Source organism: Yinghuangia sp. ASG 101 (genome assembly GCF_021165735.1).
Classification (GTDB): domain Bacteria; phylum Actinomycetota; class Actinomycetes; order Streptomycetales; family Streptomycetaceae; genus Yinghuangia.
This window is the reverse complement of the sequence record NZ_CP088911.1, coordinates 4,488,193-4,511,468: the sequence shown is the minus strand read 5'-3', so window position 1 is coordinate 4,511,468 and position 23,276 is coordinate 4,488,193. Positions and strand designations below refer to the sequence as shown.

Annotated in this window: 18 protein-coding genes; 4 read left to right on the top strand and 14 right to left on the bottom strand. The window is 72.6% G+C overall.

Annotated features, from left to right (window positions below; translation table 11 throughout):
* Positions 1-212: 212 nt before the first annotated feature.
* From LO772_RS19310 to bldG, 5 genes are all read right to left on the bottom strand, one after another.
* Positions 213-1,724, bottom strand: a complete 1,512-nt coding sequence (locus LO772_RS19310) for a DUF7059 domain-containing protein (protein ID WP_231773271.1) — start codon at positions 1,722-1,724, stop codon at positions 213-215.
* Positions 1,725-1,791: 67 nt separating this feature from the next.
* On the bottom strand, positions 1,792-2,589 hold the full coding sequence (locus LO772_RS19305) for a hypothetical protein (protein ID WP_231773270.1): 798 nt from the start codon (positions 2,587-2,589) through the stop codon (positions 1,792-1,794).
* A gap of 156 nt (positions 2,590-2,745) precedes the next feature.
* Positions 2,746-5,151, bottom strand: coding sequence for a sodium-translocating pyrophosphatase (locus tag LO772_RS19300; RefSeq protein WP_231773269.1), 2,406 nt, complete (start codon positions 5,149-5,151; stop codon positions 2,746-2,748).
* Positions 5,152-5,528: 377 nt separating this feature from the next.
* Entirely contained in the window at positions 5,529-5,999 is a 471-nt protein-coding gene (locus tag LO772_RS19295; RefSeq protein WP_231773268.1) for an ATP-binding protein, read from the bottom strand.
* 115 nt (positions 6,000-6,114) lie between these two features.
* Positions 6,115-6,456 carry an anti-sigma factor antagonist BldG gene (gene bldG / locus LO772_RS19290; protein ID WP_231773267.1) on the bottom strand — a complete coding sequence of 114 codons (342 nt, stop codon included), beginning with the start codon at positions 6,454-6,456 and terminating at the stop codon, positions 6,115-6,117.
* Positions 6,457-6,581: 125 nt separating this feature from the next.
* On the opposite strand from bldG, the gene LO772_RS19285 reads away from it, so the two are divergent.
* The gene (locus tag LO772_RS19285; RefSeq protein WP_443089288.1) at positions 6,582-8,927 is read left to right on the top strand and encodes a DEAD/DEAH box helicase; all 2,346 of its coding nucleotides are present in this window, start codon (positions 6,582-6,584) and stop codon (positions 8,925-8,927) included.
* Between the two features lie 201 nt (positions 8,928-9,128).
* Here the strand turns inward: LO772_RS19285 and LO772_RS35875 are convergent, their stop codons facing one another.
* The 7 genes from LO772_RS35875 to ssd form a co-directional block, all read right to left on the bottom strand.
* Positions 9,129-9,752 (bottom strand): Rv3654c family TadE-like protein, encoded by a 624-nt coding sequence (locus LO772_RS35875; RefSeq protein WP_269453058.1) that lies wholly within the window; start codon positions 9,750-9,752, stop codon positions 9,129-9,131.
* Positions 9,749-10,132 (bottom strand): TadE family type IV pilus minor pilin, encoded by a 384-nt coding sequence (locus LO772_RS19275; RefSeq protein WP_443089461.1) that lies wholly within the window; start codon positions 10,130-10,132, stop codon positions 9,749-9,751. Before LO772_RS19275 ends, LO772_RS35875 begins: the two co-directional genes overlap by 4 nt.
* A 25-nt stretch (positions 10,133-10,157) precedes the next feature.
* Positions 10,158-10,457, bottom strand: coding sequence for a DUF4244 domain-containing protein (locus LO772_RS19270; protein WP_331717255.1), 300 nt, complete (start codon positions 10,455-10,457; stop codon positions 10,158-10,160).
* Between the two features lie 103 nt (positions 10,458-10,560).
* Positions 10,561-11,145 carry a type II secretion system F family protein gene (locus tag LO772_RS19265; protein ID WP_231773265.1) on the bottom strand — a complete coding sequence of 195 codons (585 nt, stop codon included), beginning with the start codon at positions 11,143-11,145 and terminating at the stop codon, positions 10,561-10,563.
* Positions 11,146-11,429: 284 nt separating this feature from the next.
* Complete coding sequence (locus LO772_RS19260) at positions 11,430-12,311, bottom strand: type II secretion system F family protein (protein WP_231773264.1); 882 nt, start codon at positions 12,309-12,311, stop codon at positions 11,430-11,432.
* An 82-nt stretch (positions 12,312-12,393) separates the two neighbouring features.
* Positions 12,394-13,551 carry a TadA family conjugal transfer-associated ATPase gene (locus LO772_RS19255; protein WP_231779627.1) on the bottom strand — a complete coding sequence of 386 codons (1,158 nt, stop codon included), beginning with the start codon at positions 13,549-13,551 and terminating at the stop codon, positions 12,394-12,396.
* A 322-nt stretch (positions 13,552-13,873) separates the two neighbouring features.
* Entirely contained in the window at positions 13,874-14,977 is a 1,104-nt protein-coding gene (gene ssd / locus LO772_RS19250) for a septum site-determining protein Ssd (protein WP_231773263.1), read from the bottom strand.
* A gap of 801 nt (positions 14,978-15,778) precedes the next feature.
* On the opposite strand from ssd, the gene LO772_RS19245 reads away from it, so the two are divergent.
* Positions 15,779-16,597, top strand: coding sequence for an HAD family hydrolase (locus LO772_RS19245; protein WP_231779626.1), 819 nt, complete (start codon positions 15,779-15,781; stop codon positions 16,595-16,597).
* Positions 16,598-16,680: 83 nt separating this feature from the next.
* On the opposite strand, the gene LO772_RS19240 is transcribed toward LO772_RS19245, so the two are convergent.
* Positions 16,681-17,514: an oxidoreductase gene (locus LO772_RS19240; RefSeq protein WP_231773262.1), complete on the bottom strand. Its 834-nt coding sequence runs from the start codon at positions 17,512-17,514 to the stop codon at positions 16,681-16,683.
* 311 nt (positions 17,515-17,825) lie between these two features.
* On the opposite strand from LO772_RS19240, the gene LO772_RS19235 reads away from it, so the two are divergent.
* On the top strand, positions 17,826-18,809 hold the full coding sequence (locus LO772_RS19235; protein WP_231773261.1) for an ATP-binding protein: 984 nt from the start codon (positions 17,826-17,828) through the stop codon (positions 18,807-18,809).
* Positions 18,810-18,889: 80 nt separating this feature from the next.
* On the opposite strand, the gene LO772_RS19230 is transcribed toward LO772_RS19235, so the two are convergent.
* The gene (locus LO772_RS19230) at positions 18,890-20,209 is read right to left on the bottom strand and encodes a hypothetical protein (RefSeq protein ID WP_231773260.1); all 1,320 of its coding nucleotides are present in this window, start codon (positions 20,207-20,209) and stop codon (positions 18,890-18,892) included.
* Between the two features lie 497 nt (positions 20,210-20,706).
* On the opposite strand from LO772_RS19230, the gene LO772_RS19225 reads away from it, so the two are divergent.
* On the top strand, positions 20,707-23,118 hold the full coding sequence (locus LO772_RS19225) for a SulP family inorganic anion transporter (RefSeq protein WP_231773259.1): 2,412 nt from the start codon (positions 20,707-20,709) through the stop codon (positions 23,116-23,118).
* Positions 23,119-23,276: the final 158 nt, after the last annotated feature.

Genomic DNA, 23,276 nt, shown 5'->3' with positions numbered 1-23,276 from the left:
CCGCTTCCCGGGCCGCCAACCATCCGCCCCTCGAGGGGCGCCAACAGGGAATCATTACGGCAAAACAGACACGTTTTCGGGAAGAACCGTGGCGATAAATTCTGATTTACCCATTTATTGCGGCGAAGCCGCCCAGGCGCGCCGCCGAGGCCCGCGTACGGCGACCGCCCCGGACGCACGCGGTGACGACCGTTACACGGCAGCCGCTCCCCTCACGGCCGCCACCCGGCGCCCGGATCGTCGGGGAACAGCAGGAAGCCGTCGGCGACCAACGCGCGCAGCGACTCCGGAACCGCGGAGCGCAACGCCGTCCTGCTCTCGCCGAGCAGTTCCGCGATCGCGTCCACGATCGCCCCGGCGGTCAGCCGCCCGTCGCTCGCGCCCACGAGCGCCGCCCCGACGGTGTCGACGCGGTCGGCCCGGCACATGCCGCGCTGCTGACGCAGTACGACGTACTCGGGATCCTCAGCCCCGGGTTGCCCCGTCTGCTCCTGGACCACGTGTGCGGCCAGGCGGAACGCGGTCTCCAGCAACGCCGCGTCGTCGAGGCCGCGCAGCGCCCGCTGCCGGCGGAACCACGCCGCGATCTCGGCGCCGAGCGGTTGTTCGACCGGGTGCGGCCACTCCTCGACGCGCACGGTCGCGTCCGCGCCGTCGGTGCGCCGGATGCCGATCCAGCCGAAGCCGACGCCCTCGACGCCGTCCTCCTCGAACGCCTCCAGCCACGCGTCGTACCGGGCCGCGTAGTCGGGGCCGGTGTGGTCGCCCGAGTCGCGCAGCCACAGCTCGGCGTACTGCGCGGGGTCCTGCACCTCGCGCTGCACCACCCACGAGTCGAAGCCCGCGGACGGCAGCCAGTCGCGCAGCCGTTCCGTCCAGTCCTGGCCCTTGACGTGCTGCCAGTTGGCGAGAAGCTGGCAGGTGCCGCCCGGGGCGAGGCGGTCGGGGACGTTCCGGACCAGGTGCTCGCACAACTGGTCGCCGTGCAGCCCGCCGTCGCGGTAGGTGTAGCGGCCGGCCGGCGAGATGACGAACGGCGGATTCGACACGATGAGGTCGAACCGCTCCCCCGCGACCGGCTCGAAAAGGCTGCCCTCGGCGAACCCCACGTTCGCGACGCCCGACAGCGCCATCGTCAGCCGGGCGAGGTCGAGCGCGCGGCGGTTGACGTCCGTGGCGGTCACCGCTCGGGCGTGGCGCGCGGCGTGCAGCGCCTGCACACCGCAACCGGTCCCCAGATCCAGTGCGCGGTCGACGGGTTCGCGGACGGTGATGCCGGCCAGCGTCGTCGACGCGCCGCCGATGCCGAGCACGTGGTCGGGGCGCACCGGGCCGGACACACCGCCGATGCCGCTGCCGAGATCCGAGACCACCCACCAGTCGGTGTCGGCCTCGCCGTACGGCCGGATGTCGACCAGTGCGCGCACCTCGTCGCCGTCGCGCACCACCAGCCCGCCCGCGACCGCCTCGTCGAGCGGCAGCGCCGCGCGGGCGTGCGCGTACGGCACCGGGGATTGCAGCAGGAACAACCCGATGAGCGTCGCGAGCGGCCCGTCGTCGCCGCGCAGGGCCCGCAGCGCGGGGACGACCTCGCTGCGCGAGAGGGCGCCGTACGCCTGCCGGCCGAGTGCGTCGAGACAGCCGTCGACGGTGTAGTCCGCGGCACCGAGCGCGTCACGCAGCCGGGCCACCTGGGAGGAGTCGTGCATCGTCACGGGGACCATCCTGCCCGGCGGCGGGCCGGACGCGGGCGACCCGCGGCACGGACGCCCGGACGGCGGTCGCCGGGCGTCACGACTCCGACGGATCCGAGGTCGGCGTGTCGGACTCCGTGGACGACGGCGAGCCGGAGGCTTCCGCCGACGGGGAACCGGAACCGGACGACGACGGGGACGCGGACGCCGTGTCGTCGGACGAGGCCGACGCGGAACCGGAGGGCGTCGCCACCGGGGACTCCGGCGCGGGGGGCGCCGATTCGGACGGCGACGCCGCGGGCGGAGCGGACGCCGGCGGCGCGGAGGCGGATCCGGCACAGCCGGGGACCGCGGCGAGGGCCTGGCCGAGCCGGCCGGTGTGCAGCTTCTCCAGCGCCGCGTGGGAACTGGTCACGGAGCCGGCGATGCCGGACTGCAGCGCGGCCAAGCCGTCGGCGAACGCCTTCTGGTCCTCGGTGGGCAGCGCGTCCAGTTGGTCCTTCACGGCGTTCCAGCCCTTGGTGGTGGCGTCCAAATCCTCGCCCACCAAACGGATTTGCTCGTCGGAGCCCTTCACCTTCGGATCACCGGCCGCGTCGAGCGCGGTGGCCAGCGTGCTGTTGGCGTCCGCGAGCATGACGACATCCGCGACCAGGCGCGCCTTGAGAGCCTCGGGTGTCTCTCCGTTGATGACCAGGGATATGTCGTTGAGCGCCGCCTGCGACTCGTCGATCTTGCGGGTGACGTCCGCGGCGCAGACCTTCGCGGCCCAGGCCTCCAGCGCCTTCTTGTCGCCGTCGCTGTCACCGCCACCGCCGCCACAGGCCGCCGCCAGGGCCAGCACCGCGGCGACCGCGGCGGCCTTCGGGAGTTTCGCCGGTATCTTCCGTGCCACGCTTCGTCTCCGTGTCCGCTCGGGAAGTCCGAAGCGTGGCACACCGAACGGACGGAGGGCGACGCGGGATCTCGCGTCGCCCTCCGGTCACGCCCGGGTGCTCCGGGTGCCGGCACGATGCCGTACGCCGCCGTGCGGCGGTGGCCGCCGGTGGCGTCAACCACCCACCGGTTCCGCCTCCTTGGGCTCCTTGGGCTCGTCGTTGTTCGGCGTGCCGACCACGATCGACTTGCGCTTGCTGAACCACACGGCCACGACGATCACCGCGATCGCCAGCACCGCGATGGCCGCCCGCAGCGCGCCGCTGGCGTCCGCCCCGATGGTCAGCTTGACCACCGCGGGGGCGATGAGCAGCGCGACCAGGTTCATGACCTTCAGCAGCGGGTTGATCGCCGGGCCGGCCGTGTCCTTGAACGGGTCGCCCACGGTGTCGCCGATGACGGTGGCGGCGTGCGCCTCACTGCCCTTGCCGCCGTAGGTGCCGTCCTCGATCGTCTTCTTGGCGTTGTCCCAGGCGCCACCGGAGTTCGCGAGGAACACCGCCATGAGCGTGCCCGCGCCGATCGCGCCCGCGAGGAACGCCCCGAGCGGCGCGATGCCGAGCGCGAAGCCCACCGCGATGGGCGCCATCACCGCCAGCAGGCCCGGCGTCGCGAGTTCGCGCAGCGAGTCGCGGGTGCAGATGTCCACGACCCTGCCGTACTCCGGCTGTTGCGAACCGTCCATGATGCCCGGCTTGGTACGGAACTGCTCGCGCACCTCGAACACCACCGCGCCCGCCGCCCGCGAGACGGCGTTGATCGCCAGACCGCTGAACAGGAACACGACCGCGGCCCCCAGCACGATGCCGAACAGGTTGTTCGGCTGGGAGATGTCGAGACTGAACGACAAGCCCTCCAGTCTCGACATACTCGCGTTGGCCCGCTCGCCGACCTCGGCCCGCGCGGTCTCCACCGCGTCGCGATACGAGCCGTACAGCGCCGTGGCCGCGAGCACGGCCGTCGCGATGGCGATGCCCTTCGTGATGGCCTTGGTCGTGTTGCCGACCGCGTCGAGGTCGGTGAGCACCTGCGCGCCCTCGCCCTCGACGTCGCCCGACATCTCGGCGATGCCCTGGGCGTTGTCGGACACCGGGCCGAACGTGTCCATCGCGACGATCACGCCGACGGTGGTGAGCAGCCCGGTGCCGGCCAACGCGACGGCGAACAGCGCGAGCATGATGATGCCGCCGCCGAGCAGGTACGCGCCGTAGACCGCGATGCCGATCAGGACCGCCGCGTACACCGCCGACTCCAGGCCGAGCGAGATCCCGGACAGGATCACCGTCGCCGGACCGGTCAGCGACGTCTTGACGACATCCCGGACCGGGCGCCGCGACGTCTCGGTGAAATATCCGGTCAACTGCTGGATCACGGCCGCCAGCACGATGCCGATCAACACCGCGACCAGCGCGAACACCCTCGGGTCACCCGAGTGTTCGAGGATGTCCCGGCCGGTGCCGGTGGTCGCCGAAAGGCCGTCGAGCTCGGAGAACTTGTCGGGCAGGTAGGCGAACGCGGCGACCGCGACCAGGACGAGGGAGATGATCGCGGACAGGAAGAACCCGCGGTTGATCGCGGTCATGCCGCTGCGGTCCCCCCGGCGCGGCGACACCGCGTAGATGCCGATGACCGCGGTGACCACACCGATCGCCGGCACCAGCAGCGGGAACACCAGCCCGGCGTCACCGAACGCGGCCTTGCCCAGGATGAGCGCCGCGACGAGCGTGACGGCGTACGACTCGAACAGGTCGGCCGCCATGCCCGCGCAGTCGCCGACGTTGTCGCCCACGTTGTCGGCGATCGTCGCGGCGTTGCGCGGGTCGTCCTCGGGGATGCCCTGCTCGACCTTGCCGACCAGGTCCGCGCCGACGTCGGCGGCCTTCGTGAAGATGCCGCCGCCGACCCGCATGAACATCGCGAGCAGCGCGGCACCGAAGCCGAAGCCCTCCAGCACCTTCGGCGCGTCCTGCCGGTAGATGATCACCACGAGGGCCGCGCCGAACAGGCCGAGGCCCACGGTGAACATGCCGGCCACGCCTCCCGTCCGGAAGGCGATGCGCATCGCGGCGTGCGAGGCCTCCGGCCCGGCCCCCCCGACGCGTGCGGCGGCGGCGACGCGCACATTGCTGCGCACCGCGAGCCACATGCCGGTATAGCCGGTGATCGCCGAGAAGACCGCGCCGACCAGGAAGAAGATGGAACGGCCGATGCGTTCGTCCCAGCCGTCGGCCGGGAGCAGGAGAAGAAGGAAGAACACCCCGACGGCGAAGAGGCCCAGGGTGCGGAACTGGCGGGCCAGATACGCCGCGGCGCCTTCCTGGACCGCGCCGGCGATGCGCTTCATGCTCTCGGTGCCCTCGTCGGCGGCGAGCACCTGGCGTACCAGGGCCGCCGCGACGCCGAGGGCGGCGAGCGCGATGACCGCGACCACCACGACGTACGTCAGATCGCTTCCGGTGACCTCGGGGGTCCCGGGTGCTGCGGAAACAGTGGCAAGTTCGGTGAGTTGGAGCCCGGACATGCGTCCTCCATCGCGAGGGATGATTCGGACTGACTGCTCAGACGGGCGCTAGACGATCTTTTACGACGTGATGGGAGTGTATGCAAATGATCAAGAACACACCACGGTATTCGTCATGATCATATATAAATATGCATAAAATACTCGCGCATTGCCGTGAATCGGGCAATCATCGAAAACGGTTCCAGCGCTCCGGAAACGGGATATGAACCGGCGTCGCGCGCCTCGAACACCGGAGCGAATCCGAAAGACGGCGGGAAAGTGCACAGGAACACACAAGAGCGGCGGGCCGCCCCGAAACGGGCGGCCCGCCGCTCTCACCACAAGATTCAGTCGATCGGAGTCACACCCGCGAAGGAGGGCGCGGCCTCACCGACTCACAGGCTCACGGGTTCTTCCCCGGCCTTGCCTTTCCCCGACGGCCACGACATCCGAATCCGGCCGCCGTCGGCGCCCGAGCGCACATCCAACTCGTCGACGAGGCCGAGGATCACCGCGAGACCCAACTCGCTCTCCGCGACATCGCCCGGGGCACCGTTCGCCGAACCGCCGGGCAGGGCACCGTTCCCGGAATCGCCCGCACCGACCGCCGCCGGCTGCGGGACGGCGTCGCGGACCTCGATCGAGAAACGCCCCTCGCCGTCGTCCAGTGTCACGGTCACCGGCTCGTCCGCGCCCATCTGGCGCGTCAGGCCGACCGCACGCGAGCACGCCTCCCCGACCGCCAAGCGCACCTCGTCCAACACGGACTCGGCCACGCCCGCCCGGCGGGCGACGGCGGCGGCGACGAGCCGTGCGGTACGGACGTGCTCGGGAAGCGCGGTGAAGCGCAGCTCGACGATGGCCATGGATCCCCCAGCCGTACTTGCCGACGTTCCGACCGGCGGGTTGTCCGGTGCGAAGCGCTACCTGGTTGAGCGGTGGCGGGCGGAGCGCCCGCCCACGAAGCGGACGGGGCGCGGCCTAGTCCGTCGCGGCGACGGCTTCCGCCACCGACGTGTGGATGGGGAACACCTTGGTGAGGCCGGTGATGCGGAAGATCTTCAGGATGCGCTCCTGAGTGCACACCAGACGCAGCGAACCCTCGTGCGCGCGAACGCGCTTGAGCCCGCCGACAAGGACACCCAGACCCGTCGAGTCCAGGAAATCCACACCCTCCATGTCCACGATCAGGTGGTAGCTCCCGTCATTGACGAGTTCCACCAATTGCTCGCGCAGTTTGGGGGCGGTGTACACATCGATCTCGCCGCCCACCTCGACGACCGTACGGCCGCCCTCGGTTCGGGTCGACAGGGACAGGTCCACGGATCCTCCAGCACCTTGCTATCGAGCGGTCGCCCCCCAAGGATCGGCAGCCGCCAAGGCATTCAACCACTTATGGGCGCTACAGGACGATGAATCCCGCGACTTTCGGTGCGAGACTGTGCCTGATGTCGCCCCACCCACACTCCCAGGAAGACCTGTTGAGCCGCTTGCTCGCGGCTCACGGGCGACCCGATCGAGTGACACACGTTCGGCGCATACCCCCACGCAGGGGTCGGCCGACCGCGTGGCCCGAAGAGGCGCGCCGCGAAGTCGTGGACGCGTTCGGGGCGGTCGGTGTCGACCACCCCTGGGAACACCAGGCGCAGGCCGCATCGGCCGCCGCGGCGGGCCGATCCGTCGTTCTGGCAACCGGCACCGCCTCGGGTAAGTCACTGGCCTACCTCCTGCCGGTACTCACCGCCCTCCTGGAGGGTACCCAAGCACCGAACGGGCGTGCTGCCACCGCGCTGTATCTGGCCCCGACGAAAGCCCTGGCAGCGGACCAATTGCGCGCCGTGGACGCACTTCGCTCCGCCGGAACCGGTCTCGACGCCGTGCGGGCGGCGACCTACGACGGCGACACCCCCGGCGAACTCCGGGGCTGGATCCGGGGACACGCCGCCTATGTGCTGACGAACCCCGACATGCTGCACAGGTCGCTGTTGCCCGCACACCGCACATGGTCCGGGTTCCTCAAGGCCCTCCGCTATGTCGTGATCGACGAATGCCACACCTACCGCGGTGTGTTCGGCTCGCACGTCGCCCAGGTGATCCGGCGCCTCCGGCGCGTCTGCCGCCGCTACGGCTCCGACCCGGTCTTCATCCTCGCGTCCGCGACGGTCTCCGACCCCGCGGGCGCCGCCGCGCGGCTCATCGGCGAACGCCCCGACGACTTCGCCGCGGTGACCGACGACGGCTCACCGCGCGGTGCGCTCACGTTCGCGCTGTGGGAGCCGCCGTTGACCGAACTCACCGGTGAACGCGGGGCTCCGGTACGGCGCACGGCCACCGCCGAGGCGGCGGACCTGCTCACCGACCTCGTGATCGACGGCGTGCGCACGGTCGCGTTCGTCCGGTCCCGGCGCGGTGCCGAGGTCGTGCGGGTCATGGCGCGCGACCAGTTGGAGCGCGTCGACGCCGGGCTGGCCGACCGGGTCGCCACGTACCGGTCCGGCTACCTCGCGGACGAGCGGCGACAGCTCGAACAGGCCCTGCACGACGGCCGACTGCTCGGCGTGGCGGCCACCACCGCACTCGAACTCGGGGTGGACGTCGCGGGCTTGGACGCCGTCCTCCTCGCCGGATACCCCGGCACCCGGGCGTCGCTGTGGCAGCAGGCCGGGCGCGCGGGCCGTGCCGGGCAGGAGGCGTTGGCGGTCCTCATCGCCCGCGACGATCCGCTCGACACGTTCCTGGTGCACCACCCCGAATCCCTTTTCGACCGTCCTGTCGAGGCGACGGTGCTCGATCCCGACAACCCGTACGTCCTCGCCCCGCACTTGTGCGCCGCAGCCGCCGAACTCCCCCTGCAGGAAAGCGATCTCCCCTTGTTCGGCCCGGTCGCGGCGGAACTGCTCCCCGGGCTGGAGCGCCGCGGCCTCCTCCGGCGCCGAGCCGCCGGCTGGTACTGGACGAGCCCCGAGCGCGCCACCGACCTCACCGACATCCGGGGCACCGGCGGCCAGCCGGTGCGCGTGGTCGAGGAGGACACCGGCCGCGTCCTCGGCACGGTCGACGCCGCCGCGGCGCACACGACCGTGCACCAGGGCGCCGTGCACCTGCACCAGGGCGATACCTACCTCGTCCGCGAACTCGACCTCGACGCGGACGTGGCGCTCGTGCGCCGGGCCGCCCCCGACTGGACGACCTCGGCCCGTGAGAAGACCGACATCCGGATCCTCGACGAGGTGCGCACCGAGGCGTGGGGCGAAGGGCGCCTGCATTTCGGCTCGGTGGTGGTCGTCAGCCAGGTCGTCTCGTACCAGCGCCGCCGCATCCTCACCGGCGAAGTCCTCGGCGAGCACCGGCTCGACCTGCCGCAGCGCTCGCTGCGGACGCGTGCCGTCTGGTGGACCGTCACACCGGAGCAGGTGGCGGACGCCGGAATCGACGAATCCGAACTCCCCGGCGCGGCCCACGCCGCGGAACACGCCTCGATCGGCCTCCTTCCGTTGTTCGCCACGTGCGACCGGTGGGACATCGGCGGCGTCTCCACCGCACTCCACCCCGACACCGGCCTCCCCACGGTCTTCGTCCACGACGGCCACCCGGGAGGCGCCGGCTTCGCGGAGCGCGCCTACGCGACCGCACCGGAATGGCTGACCGCCACCATGGAGGCCATCGCCGCGTGCGAATGCGAGGCGGGCTGCCCCAGCTGCGTGCAGTCCCCCAAGTGCGGCAACGGCAACCAGCCGTTGGACAAGACCGGCGCGGTCCGCCTGCTGGCGGCGCTGCTGCGGGGCAGGCCCTGACACGCGCCGATCCGGTCCCCTCACGTGCTGTGCACCCGCCGCGCCGGCCGACGCCGCGTCGTGACCGCCGGTCCCGGTCCGTCGCGCGGGGTTGCCGGGCAGGGTCGCCGGGCGGCGGACCCGTGCGCGCGGTCCGGGACGTGCCGGGCCCACCGAGTGCGGCGGTCGCTCCCGCATCGCGCGACCGATCGCGCGGCGTGCTCAGCGTGGGCCCGCGCGGGCGGCGACGCGGGAGGGCCCGAACACACCGAGCAGCGGCGGTGGTCGGGCTTCCGCGACGATGTCGGCGAAGCCGGACCGGACGACGCAGTCCACCACCGCGGCGTTCTGCGCCGCGGCGACGGCACGTGCCGCGGCGCAGGCCTCGGACGGCCCGCGGTCGGCCCGGACGGCGGCGGCGAGTGCCGCCGCGTCCGCCGCCGCCGCGGCACGGTGCCGCGTCCCGACCGCCGCGCCGTAGGCCAGGAGGGCCAAGGCCAGGCACAGCGGCACCAGAGCCCAGACCGCCGCCCATACGGTCGCCGACCCCGCGTCGGAGCGGGAGCGTCCGGTGCCCCCGGCCCCGACACCGCCGGCCCCGACACCGCCGGGCCCGGTGCCGCCGGGCCCGGAACCTTGCGGCCGTCGGGGTGTTGGCGCGGCCCCGCCGACCGGCCCGGTCGACGCGTCGCTGTTCCCGGGCCGCACACCGCCAGGCCCGGTGCCGGCCGACCCTCGCGGTGTGGGTTCGGCCCCGCCGACCCGCCCGGTCGGCGCGGCCTGCCCGGCCGTGCCCGTCGCGCGGGCGGCGGACCCGACGCGGTGGGTGCCCCTTCTCCCGGTCATGGCGCGGCCTCGTCCGCGGCGACGGCCGTGTGGCCGACGTCGAAGCCGATGCGGGACCAAGGACCGCCCGGAAGACGCACCTCGCTGGTCACCGCGAACCGCACTTCCCCGTCGCGCACGGTGAGTTGCGTGCGCGCGCCCTTCGGTGCCAGGCCTTCGGCCGCGGCCACGGCCCGGTCGGTCTGTTCGCCGCGTGCGGCGGCCCGGGCTCCCGCCTGTGCGGCGTCGACACACCGGATCTGTGCGGCCATCGCGGCGACCCCGGTCAGGAGCCCCAGCACCAGAAGCACCAGGGCCGGGAACGCCATCGCCGCCTCGGCGGTGACATAACCTCCTTCCTTCGCCCGGCGGCTCCGGGGCGTCGCGGAGCACGGTTTCAGCGGGCGATGCGGTCGGCGCGGTCGCTCAGAAGGTCGCATTCAGCGCCCTGGTGATGATCGCGTTCAAGGCGTCGACGACGGCGTCGCTCGTGACCACTTTGTAGAGCGCGGCCCCGAACCCGACCGCCGCGACGGTGCCGACGGCGTATTCGGCGGTGGACATGCCGTCGTCGCGGCGCGCGGCGCGGCCCAGGCGTCGGGCCTGGGAGGCGGTCCACGCGCGCAGGCGGCGCAGCGCGGGCCGGGTCAATCGGGCGTCGGGCAGCCGCCGGCGCCAACGGGCGCCACATCGGTGAACGGCCTGGGTGGCGTTGGTCTCGGACATGGTGCTCCTTCGTACGTGCGCGAGGGAGTGCGCGAATGGTTGGTCGGCTGTGGATCGGAAGGGTGGACGGTGGGAGAAGGACCGGGAAGGCGGTGCGCGGCCGTCACGTGTGCCCCAGCAGGGGCGCCGCCAGGCCGATGACCACCGGAACGACGCCGATCACGAGGAAGGCGGGGAGGAAGCAGGCCCCGAGCGGAAGCGTCGCCCGTACCGCCGTGCGCCGGGCGGTGGTCGTCAGTGCGCTGCGGCGGCGCTCTCGGCACTCGTCCGCGACGTGGGCGATTCGCTCCGCGAGCGGCGCGCCGCCGTCGCCGGACCGGGCCAACGCCCGGCCGAGCGGCGCCAGTTCGGGATCGGCGGACAGTGCGGACCAGCATCGTGCCGGGTCACCTCCCAAATGCACCGCCGACGCGGCGGCGCGCAGTTCGTCACCGAGCGGTCCGCCGACGGCCGACGCGACGGTGGCGACCGCGGTCACCGGGGTCGCCCCGGCGACCAGACACGCGGACAACAGGTCGGCCGCCACCGGGAGGTCCGCGCTGATCCGCTGCCGGCGCGTCCGGTCTGCGGAGGTCGGCAATCGGGCCAACTGCCGGTCCACCAAGGCCGCTACGCACGGAACGGCGATCCATCCCGCGGTGCCGCCGAGGAAGAGCCCGCCGGCCACACCGGCGGCGAGTGCGGCCACTCCGCGGCGTGCGCGCAGAGGGTCCCGGCCGGAACCGGCCGGGGAACGGCGCGGCCGGGTCCTCCGCTTCGACCGCGTCGGCTCCCGGGCGCGGCCCGGCGGGCCCGGCGGCCCTCCGCGGTTCCGCCCAGGCGCGGCCCGGGAACGGTGGCGTACCGCGGCCCCGGAGCGTGCTCGGGGCGCGTGTCGCCGGGCGTCGACGCGACGGCCCGGCACCAGGGACCAGACCGCGTAGGCCGCCATGAAGACTCCGGCCGAGATCACCAGCGGCGCGCTCGACGCGTTCACGGCGTACCACCGCCCGCGATGCGGTCGGTCCAGGTGAGGCCGGTCGCGAGCAGGACCAGGCCGAGGACGAGGCAGGCGATGCCCACTGGGGCGTGCAGGAGCACCGACAGCGGGTCCGCGCCGATGGCGTGCCCGAGCAGGATGCCGAAGAGCGGGAGCGCGGCCAGCAGCCGCGTGGTGGCGCGGGCGCCGGACAGCTCGGCCTCGACCTCGCGCAGGCCGGCCTCCTCGGCGCGCAGCCCGGCGGCGACCCGGCCGAGGGCGGGGGCGAAGCCGGCGCCGCTGTCCGCGGCGACGCGCCAGCAGGCGGCGATCCGCACGAGGCCGTCCGTACCGGGCGGCGAGGCGGCCCGCGACAGGGCGGCGGGCACGTCGCCGCCGGTCCTGGCCGCGGACAGCGCGTCGGCGAGCCGGGCCCGGATCGGCCCTCGCGCACACTCGACCGCGACGGTGAACGCCTCGAACGGCTGCTGCCCCGCGCGGAGTTCGCCGACCATCACGGAGGCCAGTTCGGCGATGCCGGAGCGCAGGTGCCCCGCATGCCGCCGGGCCCGTGCCCGATCCTGACGGCGCATCATGAACACCGCGACGGGCACCGCCACCACCAGCGGGACCAACGACCGTGCCACGACGGCGAGTACGAGGGCGCAGGTCGCGACCGTTGCGGCGAGACGGACCCGGGGTGTGCGGAGCAGGGCGGGAACTCGCCTCCCGCCGCGCGGCGCCCGTGCGGGGCGCGGGGCACCGCGCGTCAGGTCGCGCACCCGTGCGCGGCCGACCCGCACACCGGAGATCCAGATCGCCGACGCGGCGAGGGCCGGTGCGATCAGCAGGCTCGGGGCCGTGGCCGAAGCCGCGAACGCGTTCACCTCGGGCATGTCGGCCTCCGGTCGGCCGTGGGCCGGTGCCTCCGGGCCAAAGACGTGCGACGAACCGTGCGGTCCGCGCCGCGCGTGTGGTTCACGGCCCCCACCAGCCCGCCAGAAGAGCCGCGAGGCGGGGATAACCGGGGCCCGTGCGCGGGGAGTTCGCCCGGTCGAGCAACAGCGCCGGAACGGGACGGACGCGGCCGTGCCCGTCCCGTTCCAGAACGTGGATCTCGGCGACCCGGCGCAGGCCGTCGCGATCGCGGACCACGTGGACGACGAGGTGCAGCGCGGCGGCGAGTTGGCTGTGCAAGGCGTCGCGCGTCAGCCCCGCGGGCAGTGCCAGCGCTTCGAGTCGTGCGGGGACGTCCGCCGCGGAATTGGCGTGGATCGTTCCGCACCCGCCTTCGTGCCCGGTGTTGAGGGAAGCGAGCAGGTCGGTGGCCTCGACGCCGCGCACCTCGCCGACGACGATGCGGTCCGGGCGCATGCGCAGGGCCTGGCGGACGAGGTCGCGCAGCGTGACGGCGCCGGCTCCCTCGATGTTGGGCGGGCGGGCCTCCAGCCGGACCACGTGGGCGTGACGGGGAGTCAGTTCGGCGGAGTCCTCGATCAACACGAGCCGTTCGGCCGGGTGTGCGGTGCCGAGCAGGGCGCCGAGGAGGGTCGTCTTCCCGGTGCCGGCTCCGCCGGAGATCAGAAAGGCGATGCGAGCGGCCACGACGGCCCGCAGCAACTCGGCGCAGTCCGGGGGCAGGGCCCCGCACGACACCAGGTCGCCGAGCGACATCGTGGTCCGCCGGGGAATGCGCAGGGACAGTGAAGTGCCGCGTACCGCAATGGGTTTGAGGACCGCGTGCAGGCGGATCCCGTCGGGCAGCCGGGCGTCGACGTACGGTGACGCGTCGTCGAGGCGGCGGCCCGCCGTCGTGGCGAGTCTCTGGGCGAGGCGCCGCACGGCCGCGTCGTCGGGGAAGGCGACGGGGGCACGTTGCGGACCGGCGCCGCGGTCGATCCACACCTCGTCGGGTGCGTTCACCATGATGTCGGTGACCGCCGGGTCGGCGAGGAGGACGTCGAGGGGGCCGGTTCCGGCGATCTCGGAGCGCAGGCTCCTGAGCACGCCGGAGATGGTGGCGTCGCCGAGCACACACCCTCGGGCGCGCAGGGCCTCGGCGACGGCCGCATGGGTCGGTTCGCGGCCGTTCGCCGCGAGTTGCGCGCGGACGTCGTCCAGGAGCCGCGGATCCAGCGGGGCGACGGACTGCTGGGCCACACCGGCGGTCGCCGGCGTCGCGGCCGGCCGTGGCGGGCGGGCGGGTGCCGGCGGACCGGCAGCCGCCGGAGGGGCGGGGCTCGCCGACCGGCGTGCGGCACGCGGCGCGGCCGAGCGGGCCTCGGCCTCGGTCGACGGCCCGGGAAGTGTGCGGAACACACCGGTATCGGCGGCCGAGGAGGGACGTGCGGTCATCGGTTCTCCTCCGTGGGGTGCGGCCCGGCGTCCGTGCCGGGAAGGGAGTCGGGTGTCGGCTCCGGGGTGAATGCGGTGCGTCGGGAACGGGGTTGGCGGAGGTTCACGCCGCGTTGCGCCCCACGTCGGCGGTGTTCAGGAAGTCGCGGCAGAACCTGGCCAGCGCGCCGCGCGGGCGGGTGCCCGGGGGTTCGCCGCGTTCGACCGACTCGATCAGGTGGGGCTCGTGACGGAGTTCACCGGCGAGCGGGAGGCCCGCGTTGTCGGCGACTTCGTCCGCGCGCAGACCGCCGGGCGACGGTGTGCGAACCACCGCGCGCAGGTCCGCGACCATCGGCGTGATGTGGGCGATGACTTGGGCCGAGGCGGCGATGGCCCGCAACTCGGACGGAATGACGACCAGGCCCGTGTCGCAGTGGGCGAGGGCCTCCTCGGCGGCGGCGTCCGCGTGGCGGGGCACGTCGATCACGACCACGTCGTGGCGGCGGCGTACGGCCCCGACGACCGCACGCATGGCGTCCTCGGAGACCGCGCCGGAGACGCCGCGATCCCACGAGAGCACGGTGAGCCCGTGCAGTCGGGGCAATGCCGCCGACAGGGCACCGCCGTCCACCCGCCCCCGGGCCCCGCATAAGTCGGGCCAGCGCAAGCCCGATGCGGCCTCCCCGCCCAGCAGTACGTCGATCCCGCCGCCGATCGGGTCGGCGTCGACCAGCGCGGCGGCCCGGCCGCGCCGCGCGGCGCCGACCGCGAGCGCGCAGGCGAGCGTGCTCGCGCCCGCTCCCCCGCGCCCGCCCACCACCGCGACGCACAGCGCGGTGGACGCCGTTCCGGCGGCGCGGTCGACGAGGTCGGCGAAGCGATCGCCCAGCCACACCTCGGCGTCGGGCAGGAAGATCACGTGGTCGGCGCCCACCCCCGCCGCGCGGCGCCAGATGTCGCCGTCGTCGAGATCGGTGCCGAGCAGGACGACCTCGCCGCGAGGCGGAAGCTCGCAGTGGATCGCGGTCTCGGACACGTCGTCGCCGACGATCACCAGCGGGCTGTCGGTCCACAGATCCCGCGCGCTCTCCGGGTCGCCGCGGATCTCGGGGTCGACCCCGGTCGCCGCGCACAGGCGCAGGAGTTCGTCGAGCAGGCGCGGATGGGCCGTGACGAGCAGCGGTCGCGCCGGGGCGCTCGGATGGGGCGGTGACAACGACGGCATAGCGGACTCCCAGGCGTGCGGGGGTGGTTCGGGAGGCCGGCGGGCGCCGGTCGGGTTGACGATCCGTCGCGTGTACGGGGTGGATCAGGTGCGCGGTGTCGATCACGTACGCGTGGTCGATCACGTGCGCGGTGCCCATGTCCTGCCGGTGTCCGCGGCAACGGCGGCCGGTGCCGGTGCGACCTCCCGAAGGTCTGCGTCCACGGTGCCGCGCCGCGAGCGTGCCTCCGGACGCCCGGAACAAATCTGGGGATAACCCGAGCTTGTGGATAAACGAATCACTCATACGAGGGATAGCCAGCGGCGATCCAGTCGCTTATTGAGGCGAGTAACAAGCAACTCGATGAAATACGGCGGAAGTTGACGAAATGTTGCAGCCAATGAAAAGCAGGCGGAATTCGCAACACGTCACGCCGCGGTACCCGCGTCCGCACGGTCGCCCCCGCGCCGGCCCGCACCCGCCCCGGCACCCGTGAGCCACCGCACGACGGCGGAAGCGGAACCTCCGCACCGTCGTCGGAGAGGAACGCGCAACGGCACCGAAACCCGCATCAAACGCACCGCCGAGGCCCCCGACAACAGCAGTGCGCGCCCGACGGAGGAAACCTCGGACGCGCACCTTGGGACAAGCGACGACCCCCGCCGGGGGGGAGAGCGGGGGTCGTCTCCACGGCCGACTCGGGGGGGGAGGAGCCGGACCGGGTTAGCACGGTCGCAGAACGATCCGTGGCTTCCAGGATGTACCCGAGAGGCTTCTCGGGCAAACCCGCACGCCCGAGTTTACGCCGAATGGCTGCCCCTATCCTCGACTATGTGGAAAACCACGTACCGAAGCGGACCGCAGCCTTCTTCGATCTCGACAAGACCATCATCGCCAAGTCGAGCGCGTTGGCCTTCAGCAGATCGTTCTACCAGGGCGGTCTGATCAACCGCCGCGCCGTGCTCAAGAGCGCCTACGCGCAGTTTGTGTTTCTCGTGGGCGGCGCCGACCACGATCAGATGGAACGGATGCGCGAGTATTTGTCGGCGCTGTGCCGGGGCTGGGACGTCCAGCAGGTCCGCGAGATCGTCGCGGAAACGCTGCACGACCTGATCGACCCCCTGATCTACGACGAGGCGGCGTCGCTGATCGAGGAGCACCACGCCGCCGGGCGCGACGTCGTCATCGTCAGCTCGTCGGGGGCGGAAGTCGTCGAGCCCATCGGGGAGATGCTGGGCGCGGACCGCGTCGTGGCCACCCGCATGGTGGTCGAAGACGGGTGCTACTCGGGCGACATCGAGTTCTACGCCTACGCCGGGAACAAGGCCGAGGCGGTACGGGAACTCGCCGCGACCGAGGGATACGACCTGTCGCGCTCGTATGCCTACAGCGACTCGATCACCGACCTTCCGATGCTCGAAGCCGTCGGCCACCCCTATGTCGTGAACCCCGACCGCGGGCTCCGCCGCGAGGGGGTCGCCCGCGGCTGGCCGGTCCTGACCTTCGACAAACCCGTGCAACTGCGCCGCCGCGTCCGGGCCTTGACCGTCCCGTCGCCGACGGTGCTGGCGGCGACGGCGCTCAGTGCGGGGGTCGCGGCGGCGGGGCTCGTCTGGTACGCCGCGAAGCGCCGCCGCTGACCGTCGCCCCGCCCCCGAACACAGCGGCGGCGTCCGCGCGGGCGCCGCCCGCTCGCGCGGGTCCACCCCGGTGCGCCAAGGCCTCACATGCCGCGCATGACCGCCTCGCACACCGCGACGCTCTCGCGCGCGCCCAACGTGACCGCCTCCGCGCAGTGCACGATCCACCCCGCGACCCCGTCGGGCGTCCCCGACACATATCCGCGCAGCGCCTTTTCGTACGCCTCCGCCCCCATATCCACGTGCCCCACCTCGGGTACGACCGCCGACTTCGGGTCGAGGCCGCGCGTGATGAGCACGATGCGCTGCGCGGACCGCGCCACGAGCCCGTTGCCCCACACGAACGGTTGAAGCGCGAGGATCTCGCCGTGCACGATCGCCGCGACGACGATCGCGGGCGCGTCGCCGGGCAGAAGGAGCAGCCGCGCCAGGCCGTCGAGGCGCGCGGTGACCTCGTCGGCGCCCGGCAGCGGCCCGGGGTCGGGGCGCACGTCCGGCTCCTCGCCCGCGAGCCGGGGGCGGCCGAGCGCGTCCGACGTGACGACGTCCGCCGCGGCGACCATGTGCAGCCGGGCGAGCACCTGGATGGGACTGCGCCGCCACACCTCGGTCAGCTCGCCGATCTCGGCGGAGAGCCGGAGGGCCCCGCCGACGACGCCGGCCTCCGGGTCGTCCGTCCGCGAGTAGTCCGTGCGCCGGCGCACCTCTTCCAGCGACCAGTCGGCGCCCTCCAGGGCCGCGCTGGCCCGGGCCCCGCGCAGTGCCGACTCGGCGCTGATCTCGGGGCTGCGGCGACGCATCGTGCGGTGTCCGAGCAGGCCGTCGACGGCCTTGCGCGCGGTTTCGACCGCCTCGGGCACGCCGGGCAGGGCGGCGACGGCGGCGAAGGGGTCCTGGCCCGGGGGTGGGGTGCTCACGGGGCGACCCTACGCGCAGCACGTACGCCCCCGCGTACGCCCCCTCGCCGCGCCACGCCACTCACGCTCCGATTTGACGTGGGCACGCATCGCGACGGATGATCCTTGTCGAAAACGATTGTCACTCCCGACAACGCGCCCGCGGGCGAAGCGCGCGGTGCCCTGCGCACCGCCCGTATCGCCGCCCCGCTCGACCAGGCGCGCAGATGACGGCGTACGGCGGTCCGCGCGCCGCCGCACACCGAACCCCCAACACCCCCGTTCACCGCAACAACCACGGCACGACCACCGCACGCGAAAGGATCCGCTTCGTGAAGATCGCCTTCGTCGGCAAGGGCGGCAGCGGAAAGACCACCCTCTCGTCGCTGTTCATCCGCCACCTTGGCGCCGCGCGCCTGCCCGTCCTCGCCATCGACGCGGACATCAACCAGCACCTCGGCGTCGCCCTCGGGCTGAGCGAGGAGCACGCCGCCGGGATCCCTTCCCTCGGCGCGCACCTGGACCTGATCAAGGACCACCTGCGCGGCGACAACCCGCGCATCAGGTCGGCCGAGGAGATGGTGAAGACCACACCTCCCGGCCGCGGTTCGCGTCTGCTGCGGCTCGACGAGGACAACCCCGTCTACGACGCCTGCCGCCGACCGGTCGGAAGCTGCTGCGACAGCACGCGCATCATGGCGACCGGCCCGTTCCAGGAAGGCGACCTGGGAGTGGCCTGCTACCACTCCAAGGTCGGGGCCGTCGAACTGCTGCTCAACCACCTCGTCGACGACGCGGGCGAGTACGTCGTCGTCGACATGACGGCGGGCTCCGACGCCTTCGCGTCGGGCCTGTTCACCCGGTTCGACATGACGTTCCTGGTCGCCGAGCCGACCCGCAAGGGCGTCAGCGTCTACCGCCAATACCGCGACTACGCGCGTGACTGGGACATCTCGCTCGCCGTCGTCGGCAACAAGGTGCAGGGGCCCGACGACCTGGAGTTCCTGCGCGAGCACGTGGGCTCCGACCTGCTCACGTGGACCGGCCAGTCGGAGTTCGTGCGCGAGGTCGAGAAGGGCCGCACACCGGAGTTCGACCGGCTCGAACCGGACAACCGGGCCGCGCTGGAGCGCATGCGCGAGGCCGTCGACGCGACCTACGAGCGCCGCGACTGGGCGCGCTACACCGAGCAGATGGTCGAGTTCCACGTCAAGAACGCGCACAGCTGGGCCAACTCGCGCACCGGCGTGGACCTGACCCACCAGGTCGACCCCGACTTCGTGCTCGGGCCCGCGGCGCTGGCCGGCCGAGGCTGAGTTCCGGCACGCGAAGGGGCGGGCCCACACGGACCCGCCCCTTTGTCGTACCTGTCACCCGAGACCCGGGCGGCAGCTGTTCAGTCGCGGACCACGGCCGGCGCGATGTGCGGCGCCACATCACCGGGCGGAACCCCCGGACCGCCCGAACCGCCGGTGATCGACCCCCAGTTGCCCGGGGTCTGGCCGACACCCAGCCCCTGCAGCTTCGCGACGACCGCCGGGTCCTGCGCGTCCAGCCAGTCGACGAACTGCCGGAACGACACGCAGCGCACCTCCTGCTTCGTGCAGACCTTGCGCATCGTGTTCTCGACGGCGCTCATGTAGACGCCGCCGTTCCACGACTCGAAGTGGTTGCCGATGAACAAGGGCGCGCGGTTGGTGGTGTACGCCCGTTCGAACCCGCCGACGTAGAAATCGGTCGCCTGCTGCTCCAGCGCGGGCCACTGCGACTGCGGGGCGTCGGTCTTGCCGCCGGTCTGCTCGTACATGATGTTGTAGTCCATCGACAGCTGGCTCTTGCCGTTGCTGCCCGGCCACGGCAGCGATTGCAGGGGCAGGTCCCAGATCCCGTCGATCTTCCGCGGCCAGACCTGCGTGCCGCCGGGCGAGCTGGCGTCGTAGCGCCACCCGTATTGCTTGGCCGCCGTGATGAGGTTCTTCTGGCCCTCCAGGCACGGCGCGCGCCCGCCGACCAGTTCCTTCTTGTAGTCGAACGGCAGCGACGGGACGTCGGTCCAGCCGGTGTTGGTACGCCAGTTCTCGACGAACGAGTACGCCTGGTCGATCTCCTTCTTCCAGTCCTCGACCGACCAATTCTTGCCGCTGGTCGCCGCGTTGCAGAAGTGCCCGTTGAAGTGCGTGCCGACCTCGTCGCCTTCGAGCCACGCCTCGCGCAGCTGCTCCAGCGTCAGCCGGATGTTCTTGTCGTAGATGAACTCGATGTCGGTGACACCGGGCGCGTGCCTGGGCCCTTGGTACAGCGCCTTCTTCGACTCCGGGAGCACGTAGATCCCCGACAGGAACAACGTCATGTTCGCGTTGGACTCGCGGGCCGCCTTGCGGAACCGCGTGACGAGGTTGGCGCCGTCCATCTCGGCCGCGCCGTCCCAGGAGAAGACGACAAACTGCGGCGGCTTCTCGCCCGGTTTCAGTTTCTCCACGGGCGGCTGGTGGGGTTGCGGCCCGGTGTCGCTGGTGGACCCGTCGCCGATCGGGACGGCCGGCCTCTGGCTGTCGCCCGGCGAAGGCGAGCCGGAGGCCTCCGGTCCGGGTCCGGAGTCGTTCGCCGACGAGGTGCCCGAACCGTTGCCGTCACCGCCCTTGGCGAAGACGACGAAACCGATGGCCGCGAGCACCGCCACGACGACGAGGACGGCGGCACCTCGTACAGAACGCACACTTCACCTCAAATATTGATGAGACCCCACGGTCCGGGACGGAAACGGCAGCGCTGCCTGCCCACACACACGCACACCGACCTCCCACGGTTGCACAGGTCAATCGATCATCCCCGCGTACCCCGACTGCGGCGACAACCACGTGTTGGTGGTGTGAAGCCAGCCACAATTCGGGGGCTTGAATGACCAATACGCCGCCGTACGGCCAGGCACCCCGCGGCCAATGACGATCTTTCACCCTTTCGGGTGATCGCTTTACCGTTTCTCGATGAGAAGCTGAAGGTAACGTAACGACTACTTAGTGCAATCTTGGCGTTCGCTTTGCCGCACTTCGAAGGCCGTCACCGCTAACCCTCGTGAAACCGGCCGCCGCAAGCTGACCGCCACCCTCCCCCACGCGCCGGCCCGAACCCGGCCACCCGCCAGACCCCGCCTGACCAACCGCCCTCGGCCCGCCGGGCCGTACGAGCGGCTGACCACCCGGAGGAGACGGGACCATGCCCCGCACCACCACCCCGCGCGACCCCGCCGCGGCCGACGCGTCACCGCCGAAGCCCCCGTCCGCGTCCACCGACCGCCGCACCGCGCTGCGCCGCGACCTCGGCGCCTCGCTCGTCGTCTTCCTCATCGCGATCCCGCTGTCGCTCGGCATCGCCCTCGCCGCCGGCGCCCCGCTGATCTCCGGCATCATCGGCGCCGTCGTCGGCGGCATCGTGATCGGCTTCCTCGGCGGCGCCCCGCTCCAGATCAGCGGCCCCGCGGCCGGGCTCACCGTCGTCGTGGCGGGCCTGATCCCGACGTACGGCTGGCGCGTCACCTGCGCGATCACCGTCGCGGCCGGGTTCCTGCAAGTGGCGCTCGGCCTCGCGAGGGTCGCCCGCGCCGCACTCGCGCTCTCCCCCGCGATCGTGCACGGCATGCTCGCCGGAATCGGCATCACGATCGCCGTGGCCCAGCTCCACGTGGTCCTCGGCGGATCACCGCAGAGCAAAGCCTTCGACAACCTGCGGGAACTGCCCGGCCAGTTCGCGGACCTGAGCGCAGCGGAACTGGGCATCGGCGTCCTCACCGTCGCCGTCCTGACGGTCTGGCCGTGGGCGGCGAAACGATTCTCCGGGCTGCGCAGCCTCCCCGGGCCGCTCGTCGCCATCACCCTCGCGACCGTGGTCGCGGTCGGATCGGGTCTCGATGTCGCGCGCGTCGACCTGCCGGGGGCCGCGCTCACGCTGCCGACGCTGCCCACCGGATTCGGCTGGGCGGGCCTGGCCACCGCGGTGGTGACCGTGGCGGTGGTCGGCGGGGTCGAGTCCCTGCTCTCCGCCGTGGCGACCGACCGCCTCCACCACGGCCCCCGCGCCAACCTCGACCGCGAACTCACCGCACAGGGCGTCGGCAACATCGTCTCGGGCATGGTCGGCGGTTTTCCGGTGTCCGGCGGCGCGATCCGCTCCACGGCGAGCATCCGCGCGGGTGCCGCCACGCGGACCGCGTCGATCATGCACGGCGTGTGGGTGCTGCTGTTCGCGGGGCTGCTCGGCGCGCTCGTCGAGAGCATCCCGCTGGCCGCGCTCGCGGGGCTCGTCATGGTCGTCGGCATGCAGATGGTCAACCGCGCGCACATCCGCCACGTACACCGGCACCGCGAGTTCCCGGCGTACGTCGCCACGGTCGGCGGCGTCGTCGCCGCGGGCGTACTGCAGGGCGTGGCCCTCGGCGTCGCCGCCGCGGTCGTCATGGCGCTCGTACGCCTGAGCCGCAGCACTGTGCGCATCCACGAGCGCGACGGAGCGCTGCACGTCGAAGTGCACGGCTCGCTCACGTTCCTGTCCGTGCCCAGGCTCTCCCGCGTACTCGACAAGCTGCCGCCCGGCGAGCACGTCGTCCTGGACCTGACCGTCGACTATCTCGACCAGGCCGCGTTCGAGGCGGTGCACACGTGGCGGAACGGCTACGTGGCACGCGGCGGGCAGGTCGAGATCGAGGAGATCCACGACGACCACTACGGGCGCGCCGCGGACGGGCAGCCCGGTTCGCGGCGTGTGGGGCCCACACCGTCGGCGCGCTGGTTCGCGCCTTGGTGGCACTGGCAACGGCTGCACACCCGGAAGGGCCGCCCGCCGGCCCACCCGCTGGTCGCCGGCGCGCGCGAGTTCCAGATGCGCACGGCGCCGCTCGTGCAGCCCTTCTTCGCCCGCCTCGCGCTCGAAGGCCAGAACCCGGCCCAGTTGTTCATCACCTGCGCGGATTCGCGGGTGGTGCCGAACCTCATCACCGCGAGCGGGCCGGGCGACCTGTTCACCGTCCGCAACGTCGGCAACTTCGTCCCCCCGCACCCGCACCCGCACCCGCACGGAAACGCGGGCGCCCCCACGGCGTCCGGCGCGGACGACTCGGTCGGCGCCGCGATCGAATACGCCGTCTCGATTCTCGGGGTGCGCAGCATCACCGTCTGCGGGCACTCCGGCTGCGGTGCCATGCAGGCGCTGCTCGCGGGCGCCGAGGAGGACAAACCGGACCCCGGCCCGGCGTCCGACGCCGACGACCCGCGCGGCCCCACCCCGCACCTGCACCGCTGGCTCGCGCACGGCCGGACCACCCTCGACCGGTTCGCCGAGCAGCCCGCGCCGGAGCTGGCGGACCGCGTCCTCCCCCGCGTCGAGCGGCTGTGTCTGACCAACGTGCTCCAGCAGCTCGACAACCTGCTCGGCCACCCGGTGGTCCGCCGCGCCGTCGAAGCCGGCCAACTCCGGCTCTTCGGCCTCTACTTCGACCTCGCGACAGCCAAGATGTACGTGTACGACGCCGTGACCGGGCACTTCGCCCCGGTCGACACCCCCGCCGAGGGCACGGCGCCCAACGCGGACACCGCGACACCGCCCGACCCCGAGCTGGAGGTCGTGCGCGCCTGACGACCGGTCCGGTGGATCCCGCCGGGATCCACCGGACCGCGCTCTTCCCGCAGACCACACGTGACCCCGGCAGGCGCGGCCCCTCCCGAGCCGGGGTCCTTGTCACGTCGCCCCGCGCCCTGATTCGCTACGGGTGCCGCCTTTGTGTCACGTCCGTG

Bases quoted from the DNA above. Each gene is read 5' to 3' on its own strand.
- LO772_RS19260 (WP_231773264.1), bottom strand. From the start codon at position 12,311: ATGCCCGAGGTGAACGCGTTCGCGGCTTCGGCCACGGCCCCGAGCCTG.
- LO772_RS19285 (WP_443089288.1), top strand. From the start codon at position 6,582: ATGTCGCCCCACCCACACTCCCAGGAAGACCTGTTGAGCCGCTTGCTC.
- LO772_RS19295 (WP_231773268.1), bottom strand. From the start codon at position 5,999: ATGGCCATCGTCGAGCTGCGCTTCACCGCGCTTCCCGAGCACGTCCGT.
- LO772_RS19300 (WP_231773269.1), bottom strand. From the start codon at position 5,151: ATGTCCGGGCTCCAACTCACCGAACTTGCCACTGTTTCCGCAGCACCC.
- LO772_RS19270 (WP_331717255.1), bottom strand. From the start codon at position 10,457: ATGTCCGAGACCAACGCCACCCAGGCCGTTCACCGATGTGGCGCCCGT.
- LO772_RS19310 (WP_231773271.1), bottom strand. From the start codon at position 1,724: ATGGTCCCCGTGACGATGCACGACTCCTCCCAGGTGGCCCGGCTGCGT.
- ssd (WP_231773263.1), bottom strand. From the start codon at position 14,977: ATGCCGTCGTTGTCACCGCCCCATCCGAGCGCCCCGGCGCGACCGCTG.
- LO772_RS35875 (WP_269453058.1), bottom strand. From the start codon at position 9,752: ATGACCGGGAGAAGGGGCACCCACCGCGTCGGGTCCGCCGCCCGCGCG.
- LO772_RS19225 (WP_231773259.1), top strand. From the start codon at position 20,707: ATGCCCCGCACCACCACCCCGCGCGACCCCGCCGCGGCCGACGCGTCA.